This is a genomic window from Streptomyces ossamyceticus (genome assembly GCF_001418475.1).
In the GTDB taxonomy this organism is placed as follows: domain Bacteria; phylum Actinomycetota; class Actinomycetes; order Streptomycetales; family Streptomycetaceae; genus Streptomyces; species Streptomyces ossamyceticus.
In genome coordinates this window covers 1-4,051 of the sequence record NZ_LIQX01000336.1, presented here as the reverse complement: position 1 = coordinate 4,051, position 4,051 = coordinate 1, and the positions used below count along the sequence as shown (strand labels likewise).

Below are 4,051 nucleotides of genomic sequence, written 5' to 3'. Positions count from 1 at the left end.
TGACCCGGCAGGTCCGCCGCCTCGAGGCCCACCCCCTCACCCTGACCGTGCCGCCACCGGGCGGCGGACCTGCCGGGTCAGGGTGCGCGGGAGGTCCGGGTAGCGGTGGGCGCAGCGGGGCTGGGCCTCGCACGCCGCGAAGATCTCGCCGATCCCCTCGCGTGCGCTGTCCCAGGTCCACGGCAGGCTCACGATCTGCGGGGGCACCACCGAGTCGATCGCCACGGAGCGGATGCCCCGGGGGTGTCGGCGCAGGTAGGTCAGGGCCAGTTCGGTGCCGTACGAGTAGCCGTAGACGTTCCACCGCCTGAGGCCCAGGGCGGTGCGGAGGTCGGCGAAGTCGGCGGCGTTCTCGGTGGTGTTGTAGGAGCGCAGGTCGGTGCCGGCGGAGGTCAGGCGGTCCCGGCATGCCCTCGCCGCGCGTACCAGGCGCCGGCCCGTCGAGGGGGCGTCGTAGCGCAGGCCGACGGAGGCCGCGTTGAAGCGGTCGACCTCCGGGCAGGCGAGATTCGGCTGCGCGTGGAGCGCGCCGCGCTGGCTCATGACGATCAGATCGCGGTCCTGGTTGACGCCCGAGTCGATGAGGAAGGGGATGGCGCTGATCGCGTCGCCGCCGGGGCCTCCTTCCATGAACACGACGGGGTCCCCGGCGGGTGACGCGGAGGCGGCCGGAATGACGGCGACGGTCAGCCGGATGGTCCTGCCGTGGCGGCGGGCACGGTTCTCGGGGACCTCCAGGAGCCCGCACCGGCCGGGGATGGGTTCCGGGGTGTCCGGGCAGGGCGCGGGCACGAAGCGCGGCGGTGCTCCCGGCGCGGGTCCCTGCCCCGGCGGGGACCCGGGGCTGCCGGGTGTCGCGCCGAGCGTCCCGAGGAGGGCGAGCCCGGCCGCGACCAGGGTGCTCCCGGTGCGCGCGGCCCGGGAGCGTCGCCGGGCACGCCCGTGCCGTGCCCGTCCGTGTACGGTCCCGTCGCTCCCTCGAAGGGGTGGCCGGGGGTCCGGTCCGATGTGGTGTTCCGTCATGTGATCCCGTCTCTCCCAGGTCTCGGTCACGCCGGCCGCCCGGCCCGCCCGGGCCGGGGAGCACGCCGTGTGACGTCGCCCGCGACCGCATCGGTCGGCGGGCGCCGCGTACGCCAGCCTCCGGCGGGGGCAGGACGTCCACCACTCGTCGGCTCCACTCGGAGCAGCACACCCGCGCGTCGGCCGGGCTCCGCTGGCCCGCCGGGTGGATCACCGGGGCAGGGGGCGCTCCGCCGCGGCCGGCCCACCGTGCGGCAGGGGCAGCAGCTTCAGGAGGGACGCCCGCCGAAGCGGAGCGTCCCCCCTCGCTTCCGGGGGCGAGGGGTGTTCCGTCCGTGCGATGTGGCACGATCGGCTCGCATGTCCTCTCTCTCACCATCGCCCTCAACGGCCTTACGCCGTCTGCTCGTTGTTCTTCTCGCGCTGTCCGTGACGGCGGGTGCCACGGCGGCCGGGGCCGTCGCGGAGCCCGGAGCGGGGGCGGAGCCCGGAGCCGTCGCGGAGCCCGGGCGCGGGGCCGGGCGCCCGGTGGCGGCGACGCCCGATCGCCCGCGCTACGACGTGAACCTGCGCGGCGACTCCGACGGCTCCCGCTGGAAGGGCCGGCAGCGCGTGTCGTTCCGCAACGCCGCCGAGCGGCCCCTGCGCGAGGTGTACGTGCGGCTGTGGGGAAACGGGGTCGACGGGTGCGGCAAACCGGGCAGACCGTCACCTGTCGCGGTGAGCAAGGTGCGCGGCGGCACTCCGGGTCGGCTCACCGTGAACTGCACGGCACTGCGAGTCACCCTGCCGAAGCCGCTGGCGCGCGGGAAGCGGGCGAGCATCGCCTTCGACGTGTCCCTCACGGTGCCGGGGCGCAACGACCAGTTCGGTCGTGAGGGCGCGTTCCGCTTCCTGGGCAACGCCCTGCCCGTGCTCGCCGTGCGTGACGCGAAGGGGTGGCACCTCGACCCTCATGTGCCGATCGGCGAGAGCTACTACAGCCTGGCGAGTGACTTCCGGGTCCGCCTCGACCACCCGTCGGTCCTCAAGGTCCCCGCGACCGGCCGGACTTGGACCAGGGCCTCGGGCCCCGGACGCACCGTCACCCACAGCGTCGCGCACCGGGTACGGGACTTCGCGTGGGCGTCCGGCCCGTTCCGCACGGCGACGGCGACGTCCCCCGGTGGGGTGCGCGTGAAGTCGTACTGGGCGCCGAACACGCCCGCCGCGGGGGTCCGCCTGACCCGTGAGGAAGGCGTCCGCGCCGTCGACCGGTTCGGTGAGGAGTTCGGCCGCTATCCCTACGGCGAGATCGACCTCGTGATGACCAAGAAGTTCGGCGGTGGAATGGAGTATCCGGGCCTCGTCCTCCTCGGCACCGAGAAGGAGGGCAGCGCCGTCGTCCACGAGGTGGCGCACCAGTGGTGGTACGGCATCGTCGGCAACGACCAGTACGACGCGCCCTGGCTCGACGAGAGCTTCGCCCAGTACGCCAACGCGCGCTTCTACGGGTGGGACACCCGCGGGTGCTGGTCCGACATCGAATGGCCGGACGACCGCACCGCGCTCACCGACTCGATGGCCCGGTGGGCCGCGCACCGGGATCAGTACCATCTCGTCTACTCGGCCGGCTCCTGCGCGCTCGCGGACCTGGAGCGCACCATCGGCGCCCCGGCCATGGCGCGGCTCCTCAAGGGGTACGCGCGGGACCACTGGTACGGGGTTTCCACGACCGCCGCGTTCAAGAAGGCCGCCCGCTCGGTCACCGGAAAGGATCTCGGGCCCTTCTGGAAGCAGCACCGCATCCGCTGACACCACCGGTCCGGCGCGGCGGCCGTGGCAGGCTGCCGCGCCGGACTCGGGTGGGCCTCTGCGGCGCGGCAGCCTGGTGTCACGAGGGGTAGCAGTCGCGCACCGGGTCCGTCTCGCTGTAGATGGCGGTGTCCTTCATCCAGCCGAACGCGCCGTTGTCGGCGACGGTCATGAGCCAGCGCGTCGGGTGCGGTCCGCCCACCCACGCCTGGTCGTCCAGCTTGCAGTAGAACCAGCTCGGGTTGGAGAACATCGTGCCGACGACCTTGTTGGGGTCGGGGTACAGGCGGCTGTTGCCGATCGATCCGTACACCGCGGCGCCGGAGACGTTGTTGCACCAGTACCGGTTGCCGTCCCCGTCCGGCCAGCAGTTGGACGCGGCGGACGCGGACGGCGCCACGACGGTCGTGCCGATCGCCGCGGCCAGGCCGGCCGTGGCGAGAAGCCAACGAAACCTCATACGAACGTTCCTTTCCCAGTCAGGGCATGTCTCAGCGGGCCCGGACGCTGGGTGGCCCCCGTTCCCCTGCCGGGTGTGCCCTCTCGCTGCGGTCCGGTCCCGTACCGAGCCTGCCGACCCGCGGGGCCCTCGCGCGCCCCCTTTCGGCCAGGACCGAAACCCTGAGGTAAGCGCCGCCTGCGACCGGGGAGCGCCGCTGCACCGATCATGCGCAGTTTCCTCACCGCTGGTCTCCTGACAAACGGGGTGCCGCTGTACGACCCTGGGGGTACCGCCGTGCCGACCGGGCTGACCACCGGACGCACGGGACGGTCGCAGCAGTTGATCGAGGGGGACAACGGGATGAAGACACGCCTGCTCTCCGGCGTGAACCGGGTGCCGGACCGGGACGAGGACCGCCGGGCTGACGGAATCGGGAACGACCGCCCGCCCGAGTGACGGCCGCGCCGGGGCCGACCGCCACCGGACCTCATCACGCGGAGCACCCGCTCCCCGAGGGTCCGTACGGACGGCCCGTCGCCGCGCCCGCCCCGCGGGCGTGTCACCGCTGCCCGCGGTCTCCCTTTCGCACGGGGCCGGGCAGCCCATCTCCTCGAGGACACACCTGACTTCTCGTGTGTCCCGGCGCCGACCAATCACACCGGGGACACAAGGTGCTGCGCATCCACTTCACCGACAGGGACCTGACCCGCGTCCATCTGGCGCGGGAGCCCGACCCTGTCTGGGAGACCCTGCTGGGTCTGCACCAGCTGACCGCGCCGCGGCGCGGACTGC

General features: G+C 73.4%; 4 protein-coding genes. 2 read left to right on the top strand and 2 right to left on the bottom strand.

The window, feature by feature from the left end:
- Positions 1–36 precede the first annotated feature (36 nt).
- Entirely contained in the window at positions 37–792 is a 756-nt protein-coding gene (locus tag AOK15_RS24360; RefSeq protein ID WP_240508574.1) for an alpha/beta fold hydrolase, read from the bottom strand.
- 591 nt (positions 793–1,383) lie between these two features.
- Between AOK15_RS24360 and AOK15_RS24355 the strand changes: the two genes are divergently transcribed.
- A complete protein-coding gene (locus AOK15_RS24355; protein ID WP_055520362.1) occupies positions 1,384–2,817 on the top strand; it encodes a M1 family metallopeptidase in 1,434 nt (477 codons plus the stop codon).
- A 79-nt stretch (positions 2,818–2,896) separates the two neighbouring features.
- Here AOK15_RS24355 and AOK15_RS24350 read toward each other — a convergent pair whose 3' ends face one another.
- Entirely contained in the window at positions 2,897–3,277 is a 381-nt protein-coding gene (locus AOK15_RS24350; RefSeq protein ID WP_055520360.1) for a hypothetical protein, read from the bottom strand.
- 207 nt (positions 3,278–3,484) lie between these two features.
- Here AOK15_RS24350 and AOK15_RS24345 point away from each other — a divergent pair, with 207 nt between their 5' ends.
- Positions 3,485–3,715, top strand: coding sequence for a hypothetical protein (locus tag AOK15_RS24345; RefSeq protein ID WP_055520358.1), 231 nt, complete (start codon positions 3,485–3,487; stop codon positions 3,713–3,715).
- The last annotated feature ends 336 nt before the right edge of the window (positions 3,716–4,051 follow it).

What these genes read in the sequence shown, in the direction of transcription:
- AOK15_RS24345 (WP_055520358.1), top strand. Translation starts at nt 3,485, where the DNA reads ATGCGCAGTTTCCTCACCGCTGGTCTCCTGACAAACGGGGTGCCGCTG.
- AOK15_RS24350 (WP_055520360.1), bottom strand. Translation starts at nt 3,277, where the DNA reads ATGAGGTTTCGTTGGCTTCTCGCCACGGCCGGCCTGGCCGCGGCGATC.
- AOK15_RS24355 (WP_055520362.1), top strand. Translation starts at nt 1,384, where the DNA reads ATGTCCTCTCTCTCACCATCGCCCTCAACGGCCTTACGCCGTCTGCTC.